At 68.9% G+C, this 19,853-nt stretch carries 18 protein-coding genes; 8 read left to right on the top strand and 10 right to left on the bottom strand.

The genetic code is table 11. From position 1 onward, the window contains the following. The first annotated feature begins 69 nt into the window (after positions 1-69). The 3 genes from TVH25_RS09225 (at position 70) to TVH25_RS09215 (ending at position 4,260) form a co-directional block, all read left to right on the top strand. Complete coding sequence (locus tag TVH25_RS09225; RefSeq protein ID WP_422423903.1) at positions 70-1,260, top strand: DUF885 domain-containing protein; 1,191 nt, start codon at positions 70-72, stop codon at positions 1,258-1,260. A gap of 94 nt (positions 1,261-1,354) precedes the next feature. After that, entirely contained in the window at positions 1,355-2,650 is a 1,296-nt protein-coding gene (gene glyA, locus TVH25_RS09220) for a serine hydroxymethyltransferase (RefSeq protein WP_169652505.1), read from the top strand. Positions 2,651-2,898: 248 nt separating this feature from the next. Next, entirely contained in the window at positions 2,899-4,260 is a 1,362-nt protein-coding gene (locus TVH25_RS09215; protein WP_422423902.1) for a PhoH family protein, read from the top strand. Positions 4,261-4,348: 88 nt separating this feature from the next. Here the strand turns inward: TVH25_RS09215 and TVH25_RS09210 are convergent, their stop codons facing one another. Genes TVH25_RS09210 through TVH25_RS09200 form a run of 3 tightly spaced genes read right to left on the bottom strand, consistent with a single transcriptional unit; the run spans position 4,349 to position 6,903 of the window. Then, on the bottom strand, positions 4,349-4,780 hold the full coding sequence (locus TVH25_RS09210) for a carboxymuconolactone decarboxylase family protein (protein WP_422423901.1): 432 nt from the start codon (positions 4,778-4,780) through the stop codon (positions 4,349-4,351). Between the two features lie 51 nt (positions 4,781-4,831). After that, positions 4,832-5,275 carry a limonene-1,2-epoxide hydrolase family protein gene (locus TVH25_RS09205; RefSeq protein WP_169652503.1) on the bottom strand — a complete coding sequence of 148 codons (444 nt, stop codon included), beginning with the start codon at positions 5,273-5,275 and terminating at the stop codon, positions 4,832-4,834. Next, entirely contained in the window at positions 5,272-6,903 is a 1,632-nt protein-coding gene (locus TVH25_RS09200) for a serine hydrolase (RefSeq protein ID WP_169652502.1), read from the bottom strand. The genes TVH25_RS09205 and TVH25_RS09200 overlap by 4 nt, the downstream gene beginning before the upstream one ends. Positions 6,904-7,091: 188 nt before the next feature. On the opposite strand from TVH25_RS09200, the gene TVH25_RS09195 reads away from it, so the two are divergent. Beyond that, positions 7,092-7,691: an LGFP repeat-containing protein gene (locus tag TVH25_RS09195; protein WP_169621547.1), complete on the top strand. Its 600-nt coding sequence runs from the start codon at positions 7,092-7,094 to the stop codon at positions 7,689-7,691. Positions 7,692-7,712: 21 nt separating this feature from the next. Here TVH25_RS09195 and TVH25_RS09190 read toward each other — a convergent pair whose 3' ends face one another. After that, a complete protein-coding gene (locus tag TVH25_RS09190; RefSeq protein ID WP_296549466.1) occupies positions 7,713-9,131 on the bottom strand; it encodes a class II fumarate hydratase in 1,419 nt (472 codons plus the stop codon). Positions 9,132-9,216: 85 nt separating this feature from the next. Continuing rightward, the gene (gene glpX / locus TVH25_RS09185) at positions 9,217-10,254 is read right to left on the bottom strand and encodes a class II fructose-bisphosphatase (RefSeq protein ID WP_169621549.1); all 1,038 of its coding nucleotides are present in this window, start codon (positions 10,252-10,254) and stop codon (positions 9,217-9,219) included. 183 nt (positions 10,255-10,437) lie between these two features. On the opposite strand from glpX, the gene TVH25_RS09180 reads away from it, so the two are divergent. Next, complete coding sequence (locus TVH25_RS09180; RefSeq protein WP_422423899.1) at positions 10,438-11,007, top strand: DUF4245 domain-containing protein; 570 nt, start codon at positions 10,438-10,440, stop codon at positions 11,005-11,007. Between the two features lie 6 nt (positions 11,008-11,013). On the opposite strand, the gene TVH25_RS09175 is transcribed toward TVH25_RS09180, so the two are convergent. From TVH25_RS09175 to TVH25_RS09165, 3 genes are read right to left on the bottom strand one after another with little or no spacing between them, the layout of a single operon-like run. Then, the gene (locus tag TVH25_RS09175; RefSeq protein WP_422423898.1) at positions 11,014-11,298 is read right to left on the bottom strand and encodes an exodeoxyribonuclease VII small subunit; all 285 of its coding nucleotides are present in this window, start codon (positions 11,296-11,298) and stop codon (positions 11,014-11,016) included. After that, positions 11,295-12,542, bottom strand: a complete 1,248-nt coding sequence (xseA, locus tag TVH25_RS09170) for an exodeoxyribonuclease VII large subunit (RefSeq protein WP_422423897.1) — start codon at positions 12,540-12,542, stop codon at positions 11,295-11,297. Before xseA ends, TVH25_RS09175 begins: the two co-directional genes overlap by 4 nt. Next, the gene (locus TVH25_RS09165) at positions 12,539-13,222 is read right to left on the bottom strand and encodes a lipid droplet-associated protein (protein WP_169652499.1); all 684 of its coding nucleotides are present in this window, start codon (positions 13,220-13,222) and stop codon (positions 12,539-12,541) included. The genes xseA and TVH25_RS09165 overlap by 4 nt, the downstream gene beginning before the upstream one ends. Before the next feature lie 78 nt (positions 13,223-13,300). On the opposite strand from TVH25_RS09165, the gene TVH25_RS09160 reads away from it, so the two are divergent. Further along, positions 13,301-14,299: a 4-hydroxy-3-methylbut-2-enyl diphosphate reductase gene (locus TVH25_RS09160; protein ID WP_169621554.1), complete on the top strand. Its 999-nt coding sequence runs from the start codon at positions 13,301-13,303 to the stop codon at positions 14,297-14,299. A gap of 33 nt (positions 14,300-14,332) precedes the next feature. Here TVH25_RS09160 and TVH25_RS09155 read toward each other — a convergent pair whose 3' ends face one another. Then, positions 14,333-15,256, bottom strand: coding sequence for a DUF6542 domain-containing protein (locus TVH25_RS09155; protein ID WP_422423896.1), 924 nt, complete (start codon positions 15,254-15,256; stop codon positions 14,333-14,335). 24 nt (positions 15,257-15,280) lie between these two features. Then, positions 15,281-16,444: a DNA recombination protein RmuC gene (locus TVH25_RS09150; RefSeq protein ID WP_169652497.1), complete on the bottom strand. Its 1,164-nt coding sequence runs from the start codon at positions 16,442-16,444 to the stop codon at positions 15,281-15,283. Positions 16,445-16,527: 83 nt separating this feature from the next. Between TVH25_RS09150 and TVH25_RS09145 the strand changes: the two genes are divergently transcribed. Further along, positions 16,528-17,712 carry an exonuclease SbcCD subunit D gene (locus tag TVH25_RS09145; protein ID WP_422423895.1) on the top strand — a complete coding sequence of 395 codons (1,185 nt, stop codon included), beginning with the start codon at positions 16,528-16,530 and terminating at the stop codon, positions 17,710-17,712. Beyond that, positions 17,709-19,853 (top strand): AAA family ATPase (locus TVH25_RS09140; RefSeq protein WP_422423894.1); only part of this gene is annotated, 2,145 nt, incomplete at its 3' end. The genes TVH25_RS09145 and TVH25_RS09140, both read left to right, overlap by 4 nt.

The raw sequence follows: 19,853 nt of genomic DNA, 5'->3' as shown, positions 1-19,853 counted from the left end.
CTCGTCGGGGTCCCGTCGTGCGTCCCGGACCGCCTCCGGAGGACGAGTGGGGGACTAGGGTTGCACGTTATGCGAACGGACGACATCGTTACCGAATACCTGCTGCTCGGGCTGTCTTTCGACCGCCTCGAGGAGGGATTCGTCGATGCGTACACCGGGAATCCGGAACTACGCCGGCGGATCGAGAACGCCCCCAGGCCCGATCCTCGTGACCTATCCCACACGGCACGTCGTCTGCGCGAGGAACTTCCGTCGGCATCGTTGCCGGAGGAGCGCACCCGATTTCTCGAGGTGCACCTGCGCGCGATGGAGTGTTCCGCCCGCAAGTTCGCAGGTAAGGACATCGGGTTCGTCGACGAAGTCGACGCGTACTTCGACGTGCGGATCGCCCCCGGCAACGAGGACGACTATCGCGACGCGCACCGGCGCCTCGACGCCCTTCTCCCCGGCCCGGGGCCGTTGGCCGAACGTCTCCAGGCACACCGCGCATCCGAGGTGGTGCCCGCCGATCGCCTCGCAGAGTGTGTGGAGGCTTTCTCCAGTGCGCTGCGCGAGAAGGTGCGCGCGGTGTATCCCCTGCCCGACACCGAACGAGTCGAGTACGAGGTCGTCGGCGACAAGCCGTGGTCCGGATTCAACTACTACCTCGGCGACTACCGGTCGCGGGTGGCGATCAACTCCGACCTCGAGCAACATATGCCGCACCTGCCGCACCTGATCGCCCACGAGTCGTACCCGGGGCACCACACCGAGCACTGCCGCAAGGAGGCCGGACTCGTCGCGGCCGGCCAGGCCGAGCAGACGCTGTTCCTCGTCAACACCCCTCAGTGCCTGATGGCAGAAGGTCTCGCCGACCTCGCGCTCGACGCGATCGTCGGACCGGGCTGGGGCAAGTGGGCGCAGGACATCTACGCCGATCTCGGCCTTCGGTTCGACGGCGAACTCGCGGAACAACTGCACGACGCGTCGGCGGGCCTGCTGTCGGTGCGGCAGGACGCGGCGCTTCTCCTGCACGACCGTGGCCGCGACGTCGACGAGGTCGCCGGGTTCCTCGAGCGCTGGTCGCTGTCGAGCCCGCAACGTGCCCGGCAGGCGCTGCGATTCCTGTCGTCTCCGTTGTGGCGTGCCTACATCAGTACGTATGTCGAGGGATACCGCCTGCTGGGCGGGTGGCTCGACCGGGCTCCTGCCGGAGCGGACCGTGCCGAGCGGTTCCGCCGGCTTCTCGACGAACCTCTCGTGCCCAGCAGCCTGCGGTGACCTGCGTCTCGACCGGGGTCCGCCGTCCGGCGGGGTCGACGGGGTTCGTAGACTGGAATACGTATCCTGCCGCCCTTCGCTTGGAGAATTCTCGATGACCGCTGTGCCCGGCAACGACATGAACACCGCCGCACTCGCCGACCTCGATCCCGAGGTCGCCGAGGCCATGGCAGGGGAGTTGTCGCGCCAGCGCGACACCCTCGAGATGATCGCGTCGGAGAACTTCGTGCCGCGCGCCGTACTGCAGGCTCAGGGCAGCGTCCTGACCAACAAGTACGCCGAGGGCTACCCCGGCCGGCGCTATTACGGTGGCTGCGAGAACGTCGACATCATCGAAGACCTCGCCCGCAACCGCGCCAAGGAACTCTTCGGTGCGGAATTCGCCAACGTGCAGCCCCACTCGGGCGCCCAGGCCAACGCCGCGGTGCTCATGGCCCTGATGACCCCCGGAGAGAAGCTGCTCGGGCTCGACCTCGCGCACGGCGGTCACCTCACGCACGGCATGAAGCTGAACTTCTCCGGCAAGCTGTACGACGTCGCGTCCTACGGGGTCAGCAAGGAAGACCACCGCATCGACATGGACGAGGTGCGCGACATCGCCCTGCGCGAAAAGCCGAAGGTCATCGTCGCCGGCTGGTCCGCCTACCCCCGCCACGAAGACTTCGCCGCGTTCCGCGCGATCGCCGACGAAGTCGGTGCCTACCTGTGGGTGGACATGGCGCACTTCGCGGGACTGGTCGCCGCAGGCCTGCACCCGTCGCCCGTGCCCTACGCGGACGTCGTCTCCACGACCGTGCACAAGACGCTCGGCGGTCCGCGCTCGGGCCTGATCCTCGCGAAGAAGGAGTGGGCCAAGAAGCTCAACTCCGCGGTGTTCCCCGGCCAGCAGGGCGGACCGCTCATGCACGCCATCGCCGCGAAGGCCGTCTCCTTGAAGATCGCCGCGAGCGACGAGTTCAAGGACCGCCAGCAGCGCACCCTGTCCGGCGCGCGGATCCTGGCCGACCGCCTGTCGCAGCCCGACGTCGCCGACAAGGGCATCTCCGTGCTCACCGGAGGCACCGACGTGCATCTGGTGCTCGTGGACCTGCGGAACTCGCAGCTCGACGGCCAGCAGGGTGAGGACCTCCTCCACGAGGTCGGCATCACCGTCAACCGGAACGCCGTGCCGTTCGACCCGCGGCCCCCGATGGTCACGTCCGGCCTGCGCATCGGAACCCCCGCGCTCGCGACCCGGGGCTTCGGCGACGCGCAGTTCACCGAGGTTGCCGACATCATCGCGCAGACGCTCGTCGGCGACGCGGACAAGGACGCGTTGCGGGCTCGCGTGAGCAAGCTCGCGCAGGATCTGCCGCTGTACGAGGGACTCGAGGACTGGAAGCTCGTCTGACCGGTTCCGCGTTAACGCAATTTTCATCGACACGCCCCCTCCGCTACCCGGCGGAGGGGGCGTGTCGGGTTTAGCGTCGGGGGTGTAGTCGGCGCAGGTGCCGGGTACGCGGGAGGTCCCTGATCGTGTGGCTGACACAGTCCGAGCGAGGGGGCCGGCACCAGGCTCTCGTGGTCGTGACGACACCAGGGACTACCGGCCCACCGAACGACGTCTGCCGCGGTGCCGTGCAGACCGAGGAGCCTCACGTGAACGCAACACGCTCCGTCTCCCCCCGCTCCGAACGCCCGAGTGCGTCCCCAGCGACGAAACCCCTCGTTCGTACCTACGTGCTGGACACATCGGTGTTGCTTTCCGATCCCTGGGCGGTCACCCGGTTCGCCGAGCACGAAGTGGTGCTTCCACTCGTCGTGATCGGCGAACTCGAGGGGAAACGTCACCATCACGAACTGGGATGGTTCGCCCGCGAATCGCTCCGGCTGCTCGACGACCTGCGCCAGCGATACGGCCGGCTCGACCAGCCGATTCCCATCGGGGAGTCCGGCGGAACCCTGCACGTCGAGCTCAACCACACCGATCAGGCGGTCCTGCCCGCGGGCTTCCGCACCGACACCAACGATTCGCGGATCCTGGCGTGCGCGCTCAATCTGGCGGGTGACGGCCGGGAGGTGACGCTGGTCAGCAAGGACATCCCGCTCCGCGTCAAGGCCGGTGCCGTGGGGCTGACGGCCGACGAGTACCGCGCGCAGGACGTCGTCCCGTCGGGGTGGACCGGCATGACCGAACTCGACGTGGATCGGACGGTGATCGACGAGTTGTTCGCCGAGGGCGTCGTCGATGTCGATGAGGCTCGGGACGTGCCGTGCCACACGGGCATTCGTCTTCTGGGAGGTTCGTCGAGTGCGCTGGGCAGGGTGACGGCGGACAAGCGGGTCCAGTTGGTGCGCGGCGACCGGGAGGCATTCGGGTTGCACGGGCGTTCCGCGGAACAGCGGGTCGCGCTGGACCTGCTGCTGGACGAGTCCATCGGCATCGTCTCGCTCGGCGGCAAGGCGGGCACCGGGAAGTCCGCGCTCGCGCTGACCGCAGGCCTCGACGCGGTACTCGAGCGTCGCTCGCACCGCAAGGTGGTGGTGTTCCGGCCGCTGTACGCTGTGGGCGGCCAGGAGTTGGGGTACCTGCCGGGATCGGAAGCGGAGAAGATGAACCCGTGGGGTCAGGCGGTGTTCGACACCCTCGAAGGTCTCGCGAGCCCCGCGGTGATGGACGAGGTCATCAGCCGCGGCATGCTGGAAGTGCTTCCCCTGACCCACATCCGTGGCAGGTCGCTGCACGACTCGTTCGTGATCGTGGACGAGGCCCAGTCCCTCGAACGCAATGTTCTGCTGACGGTGCTGTCGCGGCTCGGGGCGGGATCACGCGTCGTGCTCACCCACGACGTCGCCCAGCGCGACAACCTCCGTGTGGGACGGCACGACGGTGTCGCCGCGGTCATCGAAAAGCTCAAGGGCCACCCGCTGTTCGCGCACGTCACCTTGACGCGCAGCGAGCGGTCACCGATTGCGGCACTCGTGACCGACATGCTCGAGGAGTTCGCGCCGGGAGTGTGAAGGCGACGTGCGGTGGCCCTGCGGCGCGCCGCACAGCGTGACCGGCCCGATGCCCCGTTTCCTCCTGCCGAGGGAACGGGGCATCCGGCTACCGGGTCTCGTCGATATCGGTGTCGGTGCCGGTCAGCGGGCCCAATTCGGCTTCGAGGACTTCTTGGACCACGCGCATCGCGGCCAATCCCGCGGGAGCGCCGCAATACGCGCTGCAGTGGATGACCGATTCGACGATCTCGGTGCGGGACAGGCCGTTGCGCAGGGCGCCGCGAACGTGCCCGCGCAACTCGTTCTCCGCGCGCAGGGCGATGAGCATGCCGAGGTTGAGCAGGCTGCGGCTACGTCGATCCAGACCGGGCCGCGACCACACCGCGCCCCACGCGTGTTCTGTGACGAACTCCTGCATCTCCTCCGAGTCGGTGCCGCGAGCGCGGTCGAAGGCCCGCTCGACGAAGTCGTCTCCCATCACTTCGCGCCGGATCTCGAGTCCCGCTGTGAAACCCGGGGTGTACTCGGCGTCGGTCATGGCACTGCTCCTTGTCGGCCTGTCACCGACCGGTTCGATGACCGCAGAATTCTATGCCGCGACCGCCCGGCGACCGGTCGCAGCACGGACGAGCCCGCGGAGTGCTCCCAGCGCCATGTTGCCGGGGGAGAAGTGGTCGTCCCACACGGCGATCCGTCCGTCGCGCAGATGGAAGGTGCCGCACACCCAGAAACCGATCTCGACCGGCCCCAATCGGAAGATGTCGGTCCGTTCGGTGAGGACGACGTCCCCGTCCGTCGCGATGTGGTGGGTCACGACCTCGAACCCGACCCACGGACGTGCCATTCCGTGGAGCATTCCGCGTACCCGGCTGCGGCCGCGCACGGTCGGGAGGGATGTGTTGTGCCATGCGATGTCGTCGGTGAGCAGATCCGTCGCGGCGTCGAGTTCCCCCGACGCCAGCGCGTCGAGGAAACTCTGGACCGTGACGATGGAGCTACCCGAAGTCGGGATGGTGGTGCTGTCCTCGCTCATGCGTCTCCTTTGCGGAATGTGCCCAGGCCGTTGGTGTCCCAGTACTCGAATGTGACGTCGTCCGGTGTGAACACAGCTTTCGACATCGTGCCGTCGGGAGCGTTCTCGTTGCTGAGCGGGAAAGTGAACACGTCGCCGTCCCAGTGCGTCAACGGGTACGTCCGGTCGTCGGGGCCGATCACCAATGCCAGCTCACCGTCGTTTTCCTCGATCCGTGCCGGGCCGAAGTACTCGTTGTCGTAGACGCCGGTGTAGTCGGCGAGCGGCTTGGGCGGCTCCGGATCGGCCGGTGGCGACTGACCGACGAGTGACCCGACCGGATCCGCGAAGGACGACAGCGCGTCGGTATACAGGCCGGACCAGTCCTCGCGGACCTCCCCGAACTGCACCAGGTCGGCGAACTCCGCCGCGAGAATCTCCGGCACCCCGATGGGGGCGGCGTTCGTCAGGACGACGATCGCGACGTCGGCGGACGGAATCGCGGTGAACACGGTCGCGGCACCGGATGCGAATGCTCCCGAATGGCTCAGCGTCACCCGACCGGAGGAGCTCGTGCCGACATCGAATCCGTAACCGTAGGATCCCGTCCGGCTGTCCGGGGTCTCGGGTGGCGACGACGTCGACTGGGGTGTGAACGCTGCTTGCAGCGCCGCGGGCGATGCGATGCGTCCACCCTCGTACTCGCCGTTCGCGAGAAGCATGGTCAGCCACTTCGCGACGTCCTCGACCGACGAGCTGATTCCGCCGGCGGGGGACTGCTCGTCGGGCACCCGCACGTCGCGGGCCACATATTCCCCGTCGACGAGGATGTGCCCGGTGGCGCGATTCTCCCGCGCCGCGAAGTCTGCGAACCGGGAACTCGTCGACGTCATGCCGAGGGGTTCGTAGAGAACTTGCTCCGACAGGTCGGCCCAGCCCTCCCCGGAGGCCACCGCGACGGATTCGGCAGCGGCGGTGAGTCCGAAGTTGGTGTAGTCGTAGGTGATTCGATACGGCGCCAGCGGCAGATAGCGGAGACGTTCGATCACGTCGGCGCGGTCGTAGCCGATGTCTTCGAGGTCGTCACCCGCGTGCTCGGGAAGGCCGGAGCGGTGCGAATACAGGTCCCCGACGGTGACATGGGAACCGACGTACGGGTCGGCGAGGGTGAATGTCGGGAGGTGCTCGACAACCGGAGTGTCCCAGGCGACCACGCCTTCGGCGACCTGGTGCGCCACGACGGTCGAACCGATCGGTTTGGACATCGAGGCGAGTTGGAAGACGGTCTCCGCGTCCACCCGTTCGTCGGACCCGGCTCGGCGTACTCCGAAACCCTCTGCGAAGACGGTCTCGCCGCCGTGCACGACCGCGACGGCCATACCCGGGATGCCGGAACTGTCCATGAGCCCTCGGGCCAGATCTCCGAGCTGGGAGACCGCGTCGTCGATCTGTCCGTCCGGGATGTCGACGCCGGCGACCTGGGGTGGTGACAGGTTGCGGGTGGGATCTGCCGTCGCCGAGGCTTGCGCGCCGGGTGACGGCGATTCGCTGCTCTCGGTGTTGTCGGTGCTCGTGGATGCGCAGCCGGCGGCGACGAGCACCACGACGGTGACAGCCATGGTCGAACGATGACGGCGTGAAACTCGCATGTCGGCCTCTTTCGCTGCCGCGAATCCTATCGGCAGGCGAGACGCAGTGAGTCCTGATCCGGGTTCGCGTGGCGAAACAGCAGAAATGCCAATTTCGTCGTCGGGATCGGGCACCCTGGAACTCGGTGTGAGTCCGAACTTCCGGCAGTGCCGAGTATCGGGGCTGCGAGCCTTCGAGGAGCGACGCCATGAGAATTCCACGACGAAGTGCGTCCATCGCTGCGGCAGTTGCTGCCGTCGGACTGGTAGCCGTCGGTTGCGGGGACGACAACTCCGCATCGGACGTGGTCGGGAGCGCGACCAGTGCCGTCGGATCCGCAGCCGAAAGCGTCGGGTCGCAGGCGCAGAGCGCGGTCGAGTCGATCACCGCCGGCGAGGATGCCGAGAGCACCGGTTCCGGCGAACCGTCCGAACCGGCCGCCGACCAGTCGAGCGCCGTGCCCGGACCGAACGGCGAGGAGGTCGAACTCAGCGGACCGATCCTCGCGAAGTACATGGAGGTCGGAGGCGCGGAGAGTCCGCTCGGCAATGCGACCGGCAACCAGGAGGAGGTCGGTGACGGCTACGTCGCCGAGTTCGACGGCGGCATCATCGCCTGGAGCCCGGACACCGATGCCCACATCGTGTGGGGCGAGATCCGTGTCGCGTGGGAGGCAGACGGCGGCGCGGGCGGCGTACTCGGCTTCCCCATCAGCGACGAGGAAGTCGTTCCCGGAGGGTTCCGCAGCAATTTCCAGTTCGGCTACATCACCTACATCGACGGTGCCACCGAAGTCGTCCAGGAATGACGCGCGCCCGCGCCGGCGGGGTCAGTTCTCGCGTTCGACGCGCGCCATCGCGAGGACGTCGAGGCGGCGGTCGAGTTCTTCCTCGCTGAGGCTCTCACCGATCAGGCCGCGGTCCACCACGGCTTGGCGGATGGTTTTGCCTTCCTTGAGTGCCTCCTTCGCCACGGCCGCGGCCTCCTCGTACCCGATCGCGGAGTTGAGCGGCGTCACGATCGACGGTGACGACTCGGCGAGGGTGCGCAGACGCTCGACGTTGGCGGTGAGTCCTTCGATGCAGCGGTCGGCGAACAGCCGGGAGACGTTGGCGAGCAGGCGGATCGACTCGAGCAGGTTACGGGCCATCACCGGGATGTAGACGTTGAGTTCGAACGCGCCACCCGCACCGCCCCACGCGATTGCGGCATCGTTGCCGACCACCTGCGCGGCCACCTGCGTAACCGCTTCCGGGAGAACCGGATTGACCTTCCCCGGCATGATGGAACTGCCCGGCTGCAGATCGGGAAGGCGGATTTCTCCCAGACCGGTCAGCGGGCCGGACCCCATCCAGCGCACATCGTTCGCGATCTTGGTAAGTGACACCGCGACCGTGCGAAGCGCGCCCGACGCCTCCACGAGTCCGTCGCGTGCCGCCTGCGCCTCGAAACTGTCGAGTGCGGGCCGGAGCGCCTCGACGCCCGTGGCCTTCACAAGTTCCGCGACCACACGTACACCGAAGTCCTCGGGTGCGTTGAGGCCGGTGCCCACCGCGGTACCGCCGATGGGCAGTTCACCGAGCCGCGGCAACGTCGCTCCGAGTCGCTCGATTCCCGCTTCGATCTGGCGGGCGTAGCCGCCGAATTCCTGCCCGAGTGTCACGGGCACGGCATCCATCAGGTGCGTGCGACCGGACTTGACGACGGTGCGCCACTCCTCGGATTTCGCGGCCAGTGCAGCGCGGAGGTGTTCGAGTGCGGGAATCAGATCCTTCACGACCGCTTCGGTCGCCGCGACATGCGTCGCAGTGGGAAAGGTGTCGTTCGAGGACTGCGACATGTTGACGTCGTCGTTGGCGTGCACGTCCACCCCGGCCCGGTTCGCCAGGGACGCGATGACCTCGTTGGTGTTCATGTTCGAACTGGTGCCGGACCCCGTCTGGAACACGTCGATCGGGAACTGGTCGTCGTGCTTGCCCGCGGCGATCTCGTTCGCGGCGGCGATGATCGCGTCGGCCTTCGCGGGATCGAGCAACCCCAGATCCTTGTTGACCTGGGCGCACGCGCCCTTGAGCAGGCCCAGTGCATGGATCTGCGCCGGTTCGAGTGCGCGACCCGAAATCGGGAAGTTCTCGACGGCACGCTGAGTCTGGGCCCGCCACAGGGCATCCACCGGAACCCGGACTTCACCCATCGTGTCGTGCTCGATGCGGAACTGCTGGGAAGACTGTTCGGATGTGTCGGTCATGAATCCACCGTATGCCCGGCACAGTCGCGCATGGGGGGGGCCCCCCCCCCCCCCGCGGTCCACCCCCCCCGCACCACGGACGAGATCAGGGCATCGGAGGCGCAGCGCCCTCGACTCCGTGGAAGTCGATGGACGAGAACTCACCGAGCTTCTCGAGACGGTGGTACGCCTCGACCATCCGGACCGTGCCGGACTTGCTTCGCATGACGATCGACTGCGTGGTCGCGCCGCCACCGTAGTAGCGCACGCCCTTGAGCAGGTCGCCGTCGGTCACGCCGGTCGCGCAGAAGAAGATGTTCTCGCCCGTGACGAGTTCGCGGGTCGTGAGGACCCGGTCGAGATCGTGGCCGGCATCGAGGGCCTTCTGGCGCTCGTCGTCGTCGGTCGGAGCGAGCTGCCCGTGCAGTTCGCCGCCCATGCAGCGGAGCGCCGCCGCGGCGATGATGCCCTCGGGGGTACCGCCGATCCCGAGTAGCATGTCGACGCCGGAGTCCGGCCGTGCCGTCGCGATCGCGCCGGCGACGTCGCCGTCGGAGATGAGCCGGATACGCGCGCCGGTTTCCCGGGTCTGACGAATGATCTCGGCGTGCCGCGGGCGGTCGAGGATGATGACGGTGGTGTCGGAGACCGCGCGGTTCTTCGCCTTCGCGACCCGGCGGATGTTCTCCGCGACGCCGGCGGACAGATCGATCACATCGGCAGCCTCGGGACCCACGGCGATCTTGTTCATGTAGAACACCGCGGACGGATCGAACATCGAGCCGCGCTCGGCGACCGCGAGTACCGCGATCGAGCCCGGCGCGCCCTTCGCCATCAGCGTGGTGCCGTCGATCGGGTCGACCGCGACATCGCAGTCCGGGCCGTCGCCGTTGCCGACCTCTTCGCCGTTGTAGAGCATGGGCGCTTCGTCCTTCTCGCCCTCGCCGATCACGACGACGCCCTGCATGGACACCGAACTCACCATGTGGCGCATCGCGTCGACGGCAGCTCCGTCGCCGCCTTCCTTGTCGCCGCGTCCCACCCAGCGACCCGCAGCCATCGCCGCTGCTTCTGTCACACGCACCAACTCGAGTGCGAGGTTGCGGTCCGGAGCTTCGCGACGAGATGGGGTGCTGGCCGTCATGGGCTACTGCCTCCTGAAGATTTTCGGTCGACGCGGGGCGCCGGCACGTGGGCGGCCGCCGTTCGGCGCCCGCACGATCCGATACGTGTATCGCGTCCTGATTGTCTCACCACCGCCGGTCGCGCAGGCTGCCGGACCCGGGCGGCGTCGGCACGCCCGGCATCGGGCTGTCAGACTGGATGGGTGGCATCCGACAAACCCCGCATCCTGAACGACTCCCGCGACATGGCCTGGTCGCTGATTCCGTTGGTCGCGCTGTGTCTTCTCATCGCTGCGATCGCCAGCCAGTGCTCGTTCAGTCCGGGTGGGCCGACCGCCGGTCCGGTGCCGTCGTTCGACGTCGATGCAGGTCTGCAGTACGACGCGCAGGAACTCGGCTTCCCGATCCGGCAGCCGGAGGTCCCGGACGACTGGCAGGCCAACTCGGGTAGCCGCAGCATCATCTCCGGCGCCGAAGGCGGCGACTCGAGCACCGTCGGGTACATCACGCCCGCAGGCCGGTACGTCCGGTTCACCCAGTCGAACGCGGGCCAGACCGAACTCGTGTCGTTCGTCGCCGGAGGCTCGCGCGCCGTCACCGACCTCCGCGAGGTCGACGGACGCGAATGGGTCGTCTACGGCGGCGAAGGCGTCGAACCGTTGTGGGTGTCCGACTTCGGAGATGTCCGCATCCTGATCGGCGGATCGGGCGACGAGTCCGAGTTGACCGCCCTGGCCACCGCCGCAGGTCAGGCCGAGCCGATCGTGCCCTGAGAGGGCCTACTCCTCGTCGTACTCGTCGGCGTCCTCGTCCGAGTCGAGGCCGTCCGCGTGGGCAAGCGCGCTCTCGACACGTTCACGGGCACCGGCAAGATGCTCCTCGCAGCGCTTGGCGAGCGCTTCGCCGCGCTCCCACAGCTGAAGGGATTCGTCGAGATCGAGCCCGCCCTGCTCGAGCATCTTCACGACGCCGACCAGTTCGTCCCGCGCCCGCTCGTAGCCGAATTCCCGCACGTCGGCGTTGGCGTCGTCCACAGTTCTTGCCTCAGTTCTCGTATTCGTCATTTTTCGTGTCCCATGACCGCAGCCCGCGCCGCGCCGTCGGCTACCCGCACCCGGAGCTGGGTGCCGATGGGCATCTCGCCCAGCGACCGCACCACCTCGGGGGTTCCGCCGGGCACGACCCGCTGCACGACGGCGTACCCGCGTGCCAGGGTCGCAGCCGGTCCCAGCGTGCTCAATCGGGCGCGCATGTGTTCGAGCGTCGACGACGCCATCGCGATCGTCCGCCCGATGTCGCGCCGCCCGGCCTCCCGCAGCCTGTCGATCTCCTCGTGCCGGCGATCGAGGGCGCGGAACGGGTCGGCCAGCACCGGTCTGTCACGCAGTTGCGCGATCACGTGTTCTTCCCGCCGCACCCAGCTGCGCAGCGCCGACGCTGAGCGGGCCCGCAGTTCGTCGACCAGCATCTGCTCCGCGACGGCATCGGGGACCACACGCTTGGCCGCGTCGGTGGGTGTCGCGGCTCGCAGATCGGCGACGTGATCGGACAGCGGGCTGTCGGGCTCGTGTCCGATGGCACTGACCACGGGGGTCGTGCAGGCCACGATGGCCCGGCACAGCGCCTCGTCGGAGAAGGGCAGCAGATCTTCCACGCTGCCTCCGCCGCGGGCGAGGATGATCACGTCGACGGCAGGGTCCGCGTCCAGGGCCTCGAGTGCGTCCAGGATCTGCGGCACAGCGGTCGGGCCTTGCACGGTGGTGTGCCGCACGTCGATCTGTACCGCGGGCCAGCGTCGCTGAGCCACCGACACCACGTCGCGTTCGGCGGCGCTGGCCCTGCCCGTGATCAGACCGATGCGCCGGGGGAGGAACGGCAGCGGCCGTTTGAGCCGCGGATCGAACAGTCCCTCGGCCGCCAGCAGACTCCGCAGCCGTTCGATGCGGGCGAGCAGTTCACCGATTCCGACGGCGCGGATCTCCGTGACCCGCAGCGACAGGGTGCCGCGGCCCGCCCAGTAGGTGAGCTTGCCGAACATGATGACGCGGCTGCCCTCGGTGACCGGCACCGGTGAGTCCTGCAGCAACTGAGGGGCGCACGTCACCGGCAACGACATGTCGACGGAGGCATCGCGCAGGGTCAGGAACGCTGTCCGGGTGCCCGGGCGCGCATTGATCTGGGTGACCTGGCCTTCGACCCAGATGGTGCCGAGCCGATCGATCCACCCGGCGACCTTCTGCGAGACGGTGCGGACCGGCCACGGATTCTCCGGAGAATTGGGCCGCGCCGCGGATTGCGCCGCCGTCACTTGTCACGCACGGTCGTGACCCGGTTCGACAGCATCGTCATGAACGGGGCGCGCGCCGCGTGTGCGGTCTCGTAGTCGAGCAGAGCGGTGAGATCCTCGGCCGAGAGGGTACGAAGACGCGCGCGCAACTGCGCGAGCGTCAGCGAGTCGTAGTCGAGATACTCGACGATCTCGGGAACGTCGGCGGTCTTGGTGGCGGCGGTCTTCGTGGCGGTGGATTTCGCAGCGGCAGACTTGCCGGCGGCCTTCTTCGCCGCACGCTTCCTCGGCGCCGGTGCCGCCGCCTCGGACGCGGGCTTCTCGGCGGCGGAGGGGGCTGGTTCGTCGTCGGCAACCGGTGGAGGTGTCGAATACAGGGCGAAGCGGCCGGGGGTGGCCGACCCCTCACCGTTCGTGCCGGTACCTGCGCCGGTGCCGGTGTTCGTGTCCGATGGAGCGGACTCGTCGAACACCGCCCACTCCGGGTTCTCCTCGGGGCGTGCGCCGAGAGATTCGAAAAGATGATCGCCCTTGATCGCCAGCGACGTCAGCACCTGCTGAAACCGCATCGTCGTCTGAAGGATCTGGCTCACCGTCGTCATCGGAAGCGAGACAGCGGTACTCGGCAGTTTGAGGGTCTCTTCGTAGGCGGTGACGGCCATGCCGGCGGCCACCCGTGCCATGAACGGTGGACGGATCATCCCTCAAGCCTGCCCGATGAACCGCATGATTGGTAGCCGAGCCGGGCCCGGGGATCACCCGGCCCGTACTCTGGTGGTATGTCTGCGTCTGTTCCACTCGAAGTCGGGATCACTCGATCGGCCCATAGCGCGGCCTCGGGCAAACGAGTGCTCCTCGCCGAACCGCGCGGTTACTGCGCCGGTGTCGACAGGGCTGTCGAAACGGTCGAGAAGGCCCTCGACAAGTACGGAGCACCCCTGTACGTCCGCAAGGAAATCGTGCACAACCGGCACGTCGTCGAGACTCTCGCCGATCGTGGTGTGGTCTTCGTCGACGAAACCGACGAGGTTCCGCCGGGATCGGTGCTGGTGTTCTCGGCACACGGTGTGTCACCGGCAGTGCACCAGTCCGCCGCAGAACGTGAACTCCGCACCATCGACGCGACCTGCCCCTTGGTGACCAAGGTCCACCAGGAAGCCAAGCGGTTCGCGCGCGACGACTACGACATCCTGCTCATCGGCCACGAGGGCCACGAAGAGGTCGAAGGCACCGCCGGCGAGGCCCCCGAGCATGTTCAGCTCGTCGACGGACCCGACGCCGTGGATTCTGTGACGATCCGTGACCCGGAGAAGGTCATCTGGCTCTCCCAGACCACGCTCAGCGTGGACGAGACGATGCAGACCGTGCAGCGACTCCGGGAGAAGTTCCCTCAGCTGCAGGATCCGCCGAGCGACGACATCTGCTACGCCACTCAGAACCGGCAGGTCGCGGTGAAGGCCATGGCCCCCGAGTGCGACCTCGTCATCGTCGTCGGGTCACGCAACTCCTCGAACTCGGTGCGTCTCGTCGAAGTGGCGCTCAATGCCGGTGCGCGTGCGGCCTACCTGGTCGACTACGCCCGCGAAGTCGACCCGGCATGGCTCGAGGGCGTCGAGACGGTGGGCATCACCTCGGGTGCGTCGGTGCCCGAGATCCTGGTCCAGGGCGTCGTCGATCTGCTCGACGAGCACGGTTTCCACGACGTGCGGTCGGTGACCACGGCCAACGAGACATTGGTGTTCGCCCTGCCGCGCGAGTTGCGCGCGGCGCGCCACTGAGCGCCGGCCGATCCGCGTAGCGGTCCGCCCGGATCAGTCTTCGTAGCGGTCGCGGTACCGCACCTGCGGCGGCTCGTACGCCGGCGCGGGATGCGGTGCGACGGCCGGACGCGGCTCCCTGCGGACCGGCTCGGCTGCCGGCGGACGGCGGCGCGGTGCGCGCTCGTCGGCCGGCGGCACGAAATCTGTGCGAGGCGGACGCGGGCGCCGCGGCGTGCGTGCGACGGGCGGCGCGGGGTCGACGGCGCGCGCACCGTCGCCGACCGGGGCCGGGCGGCGTCTGGGCGCGGGTTCGGCCCGGTTGTCGGTGACGTCGCGTACCGATGCGGTCGGCGGCGGTGCCTTGCGCACGGGCGCGGCGCCCGCCGCAGCCGGCGGCTTGGCGGACCTGGGAGTCGTACGCGGAGCGCTGCGTGTCCGTCTCGGCTCGCTGTCGCGATCTGCCGTCCGGCGACCTGCGGCACGTGTCCTCGATGCCGAACGTGCGCGCTGCCGCGGGGCACGCGAACGTGCTCCTCCCGCGCTCTGCTGAGCGGCGTAGATCCGGAAACCGCCGATCAGGAGCGCGACGACCGTGGCGAGAAGCATGGCCGGGAACCTGTTCACCAGCGGGTACGCGACGTTGAGCAGGAGGTCTTTGAGGCCCGACGAGCTTCCCGTCGAAATGATCTCCTGGCCCAGCGGGACCGCCACCATGAGAAGCAGCGGCGGTTGTGCCATGGCGGTGAACAGCCCACGATGGCGCACCGCGACGACTGCCGCGATGCATCCGAGCACGTAGAAGGCGGTGAACGCGGAAGTGAGTTCGCTGCCACGCGCGGCGTCGATCAGAATCCCGACGGCGGTGGACCCCGCCGCGATGGTGAGCGCACCCCACCACGGCACGCCCGGCACCGTCGAAATCAACGACCGCGTGTCGAGCGGCACCGCCGAGCGGGCACGTTGGGTTGCAGACACGAGCTAAACACTAGCGCGGCGGCGTCAGCTTGCTTCGTCGACAGGACCGTCGGATTCCGTTCTGCCCTGCTGCGTGCTCCGGCGCGGCCAGGCGTCGACCCGTCGTATCTCGGGTACGTCGCCGTCGAAGATCTCCAAGTCGTGGAGCTTGCGGGCTGTGACTCCCACTCTCGTCTCCATCGACGACACCGTGACATTGAAGGTCTCGACTGCCTTGCCCAGCTGTGACCCGAGGCGGTCGAGATGGGAACCGACCGCACCGAGACGCTGATACAACTCGCGGCCCAGCCGGTGGATCGTCGCGGCGTCGCGGGACAGCGCCTCCTGCCTCCAGGTATGCGCGATGGTGCGCAACAGCGCCACGAGCGTCGTGGGGGTCGAGAGGATGACATTGCGCGCGAAGGCGTACTCGAGCAGATCGGGATCGGCGCCCAGCGCGGCATCGAGAAACGGATCGCCCGGGACGAACAGCACGACGAACTCGGGGCTGGGGTCGAACGACTCCCAGTAGGCCTTGGCGGACAACTGGTCGACGTGGGTGCGCAACTGCCGCGCGTGGCGGGTCAGGTGCTTGGTGCGCTCGGCGGGATCATCGGCTTCGGCGGCATCGAGGTAGGCGGCGAACGGCACCTTCGCATCGACCACGATCTGTTTGCCGCCCGCCAGGTAGACGACGAGGTCGGGGCGCACACCGTCCTTGCCGACCTGCGTGTCGAAATCGCAGTGGCGGACCATCCCGGCGAGTTCGACGACGCGCTCGAGCTGGATCTCACCCCAGCGTCCGCGAACCTGCGGTGCCCGGAGCGCGGTGACGAGCTGTTGCGTCCGGGTGGAGAGCAGCTGCGACACCCGGTGCATCCCTTCGACCTGCTCGGAGAGCCCGGCATACGCGTGCACGCGGCTCCGCTCGACCTGCTCGACCTGCCGGGCCAGGGCGCCCACCGCGTCGTGCAGCGGATCCACCAGACGCGACACCTGCTCGCCGATCGCACCGGACTGGCGCCGTGCGGCGTCCTCGCTCACCGCGGCCAGCGACTGCCTCAGCTGTGCTTCGTTCCCGCGCAACGCGGCGAGCTCGGACTCGGCCCGCGCCGCACGTTCACCGTCGCGCGAAGCGCGGGCGAGCCACCCGAGAACGGCGCCGAGAACGAGGGCCACGAGCAGTCCGAGTGCCGTGAGTGCGGTCATGTGGCGCATGATGCCGCATCCGTCCGGCCCCCCCCCCCCCCCCCCCCGGGGGGGGGGGCAACGCTGCTCTACCGTCGGTGTCCATGCGCATCCTGCACACCTCCGACTGGCACATCGGGCGCACCTTCCACGGTGTCGACCTTCTCGCCGACCAGCGTCGTGCCCTCGACGCGATCGCAGGCCTCGTCGCCGAGCAGGACATCGATGTGGTCGTCGTGCCCGGCGACGTCTACGACCGTTCGATCCCGAGTTCCGACGCGGTCGCGGTGTGCAATGCGGGCTTCGAGGCCATCCGCGCGGCCGGTGCGGTCATCGTCGCCACCTCGGGCAACCACGATTCGCCGGTGCGGCTCGGAGCCGGAGCAGCGTTCGCCGCGCACGGCGGTCTGCACCTGATCACCCGGGTGTCGCAGATCGAGCACCCCGTCGTCCTGGAGGACCGGCACGGTCCGGTCGCGTTCTACGGCCTTCCGTATCTCGAGCCCGAGATCACCCGCGCCGAACTCGGTGTGCCCACAGCGCGTTCGCACCAGGAGATCCTGGATGCCGCGATGCGCCGCGTGCGGGAGGACGCCGCTCGGCGCGGGGGCCGCACCGTGGTGCTCGCGCACGCGTTCGTGGTCGGTGCCGAGCCGACCGGGTCCGAACGATCGATCTCCGTCGGTGGTGTCGAGACGGTTTCTGCCGCGTCGTTCGCCGGCGCCGACTACGTGGCACTCGGGCATCTGCATTCGCCGCAGACCGTCGCGGAGCACGTGCGGTACTCCGGATCTCCGCTGCCCTATTCCTTCGGTGAACGCACCCACCGCAAAGCGGTGTGGATCGCCGACCTCGACGAGACCGGTCTCCGGTCCGTCGAACGCATCGACCTGCCGGTGGTCCGGCCGCTGACCAAGTTGACGGGCACGCTCGACACGCTGCTCGGCGATCCCGCCTACGCCGAAGCGACCGAGCACTACGTCTCGGCCACACTCACCGACCCGGTCCGTCCCCTCGACGCGATGCGCAAGCTGCAGGAACGTTTCCCGCACGCCGTACACGTCGAGTGGCAGCGTCCCGCGTCCTTCTCCGAAGGCACCTACCGAGACAAGGTGCGCGGTCGCAGCGACGTGCAGATCGCCGAGGCGTTCCTCGGCGACGTGCGCTCCGCACCGTCGGCTCGTGAGCTCGGGTGGATCGGCCAGGCGTTGCGCGACGCCGACCGCAAGCAGGGCGTCGGCGACGTACTGCCCGGCGCCGACCGCGCCCGGACGGATGTGCCCGCGTGAGACTCCACACGCTCGAGGTCACGGCGTTCGGCCCGTTCGCCGGCACCGTCGAGATCGACTTCGACGAACTCGGCTCCGACGGCTTGTTTCTCCTCCACGGACAGACGGGCGCGGGCAAGACATCGATCCTCGACGCTGTGGCCTTCGCCTTGTACGGCACCGTTCCCGGGGCCCGCGCCGACGGCCGGCGCCTCCTCTCCGACCACGCTCCGGCCGGTGTCGCACCGCGGGTGCGGCTCGAAGCCACCATCTCGGGTCGGCGGATCGTCCTCGAACGCAGTCCCGAATACGAACGTCCCAAGATGCGGGGCACCGGCACTGTCAAGCAGCAGGCCAAGGCGACACTGACCTGGCTCGACGGGCAGGGCGAGAACCTGTCCCGGATCCCCGACATCGGTGACGCCGTCAAGGGCTTGCTGGGGATGAGCGCCGAACAGTTCTTCCAGGTGGTGCTTCTGCCGCAGGGTGAGTTCGCGAAGTTCCTGCGCGCGGGCAGCGACGAGCGCGGCAAGCTGCTCGAGCGACTGTTCGACACGACGCGCTTCGGGGATGTCGAGCAATGGTTCCGCGACCGCCGTGGCGCGGGCGGCAAACTCCTTGCCGAACAACAGAAAACGGTCGATCTTCTGGCCGCGAAGGTAGCCGCCGCCGCGGGTATCGAGGCGGGAGCCGACGCGGACCCGGTCGAGTGGGCACACCGGCTGTCCGCCGAAGCCGCCGACACTCGCGATGCCGCCGCCGCGGTCCTCGAACGCGCCCGCGAAGTCGACGCGGAGAACCGCCGCGCGCTCGACACCGCCCTCGCGCTGGAACAGAATCTGCACCGCCGCACCGGCGCCCTCACAGTGCTTGCCACCCTTACGGCCTCCGAACCCGATTGGCAGCGATTGCGCAGCGAGCGCGACGCCGCGCGACGCGCGGTTCCGGTCTCGGTCGTCGATCTCGATGCGGCGCGGGCCGTCGCGGACGCGGAGGCTGCTGCCAGGGCCGCGCGCGCAGCCCGCGCTCCGCTCGAGGAACACGATGAAGGCCGGGCACTGCTGGCAGAGGTCGGTGACGTTCCCGCAGACACCGACCGCGCCGTGATCCGGCCCCGGTGCGAACAATGGTCGGCGGAGGTTGCGCGGCTCGACGATCTGCTCGAGCAGCATCGGCATGTGGCAACGATCGAGGCGGACCTGGGCCGAGTGGCCCCGCGCCGCCGCGCCCTCGGCGACGACCACACGACACGGGTCGCCGAGCGCGCTGCACTGCCCGACCGGCTCGCTGCCGCGGTCGCCGCGGTGAGCGAGTCGGAGCAGGCCGCCGCGTCCCTCCCAGGACTTGTCGCCGCCCGCGACCGCGGCGCGGATTCTCTCGGTGCCGCAGTCGAACTCGCCGCGCTCGGCACCGACCTCGAACGAGCACAGCAACGGGTGCTGACGTTGCACTCGGCATTCAACGACGCCCGCGACAGGCATCTCGACATCCGGCGTCGCCGTATCGAGGGGATGGCCGCCGAACTGGCGGCCCGGCTCACCGCCGGCGAGCCGTGCGAAGTCTGCGGTGCCACAGAGCATCCCGCTCCCGCCGTCCCGGCGCCGGACACGGTCACGAAGAACGACGAGGCCGCCGCACAGGCTGCGGAACAGCGCGCGGAGCGAGCGCTCGCCGACGCGCGGACCGCGGCAACCGAGATCTCCGGGGCCGTTGCGGTGCTGCGTCAGCGTTGCGGCGACGTTCCGGTCGAGGATCTCACCGTCCGTCACGCCGACGCGGTTTACGCACACGACGCGGCGAAAGCGCTCGCCGAACATCTGGTGCGGCGTCGCGCCGCGGTCGACGAACTGCACCGTCTCGCCACCGACCTCGACGAACGAATCCGCCGCGTCGAGGCCGAACTCGCAGACCTGGACCGCCGCACCGCGGTGCTCTCCGCCGAGGCCGCGGAGGTCCGCAACCGCATCACCGCTGCGGTCGGTGATGCCGACTCCCTCGCGCCGCGGCGTCGCCGGGCGGCTGAGCTCGCCGCCGCCGCGACCGCGCTGCTCGATGCGCGCTCGACGGCCTCCCATGCCAGGAAGGTCGCCGAGCAGCGGTCCGCGGGGGGGCGGGCCCCCGCCGCCCCGGCGGGGTTGGGCGGCCGCGCCCCCGCCCGGGGG

Origin of the sequence: Rhodococcus sp. 7Tela_A2 (genome assembly GCF_049311045.1) — a bacterium.
GTDB lineage: Bacteria > Actinomycetota > Actinomycetes > Mycobacteriales > Mycobacteriaceae > Rhodococcus.
The sequence above is the reverse complement of the archived record's forward strand: the minus strand, read 5'-3'. Positions and strand labels throughout refer to the sequence as shown.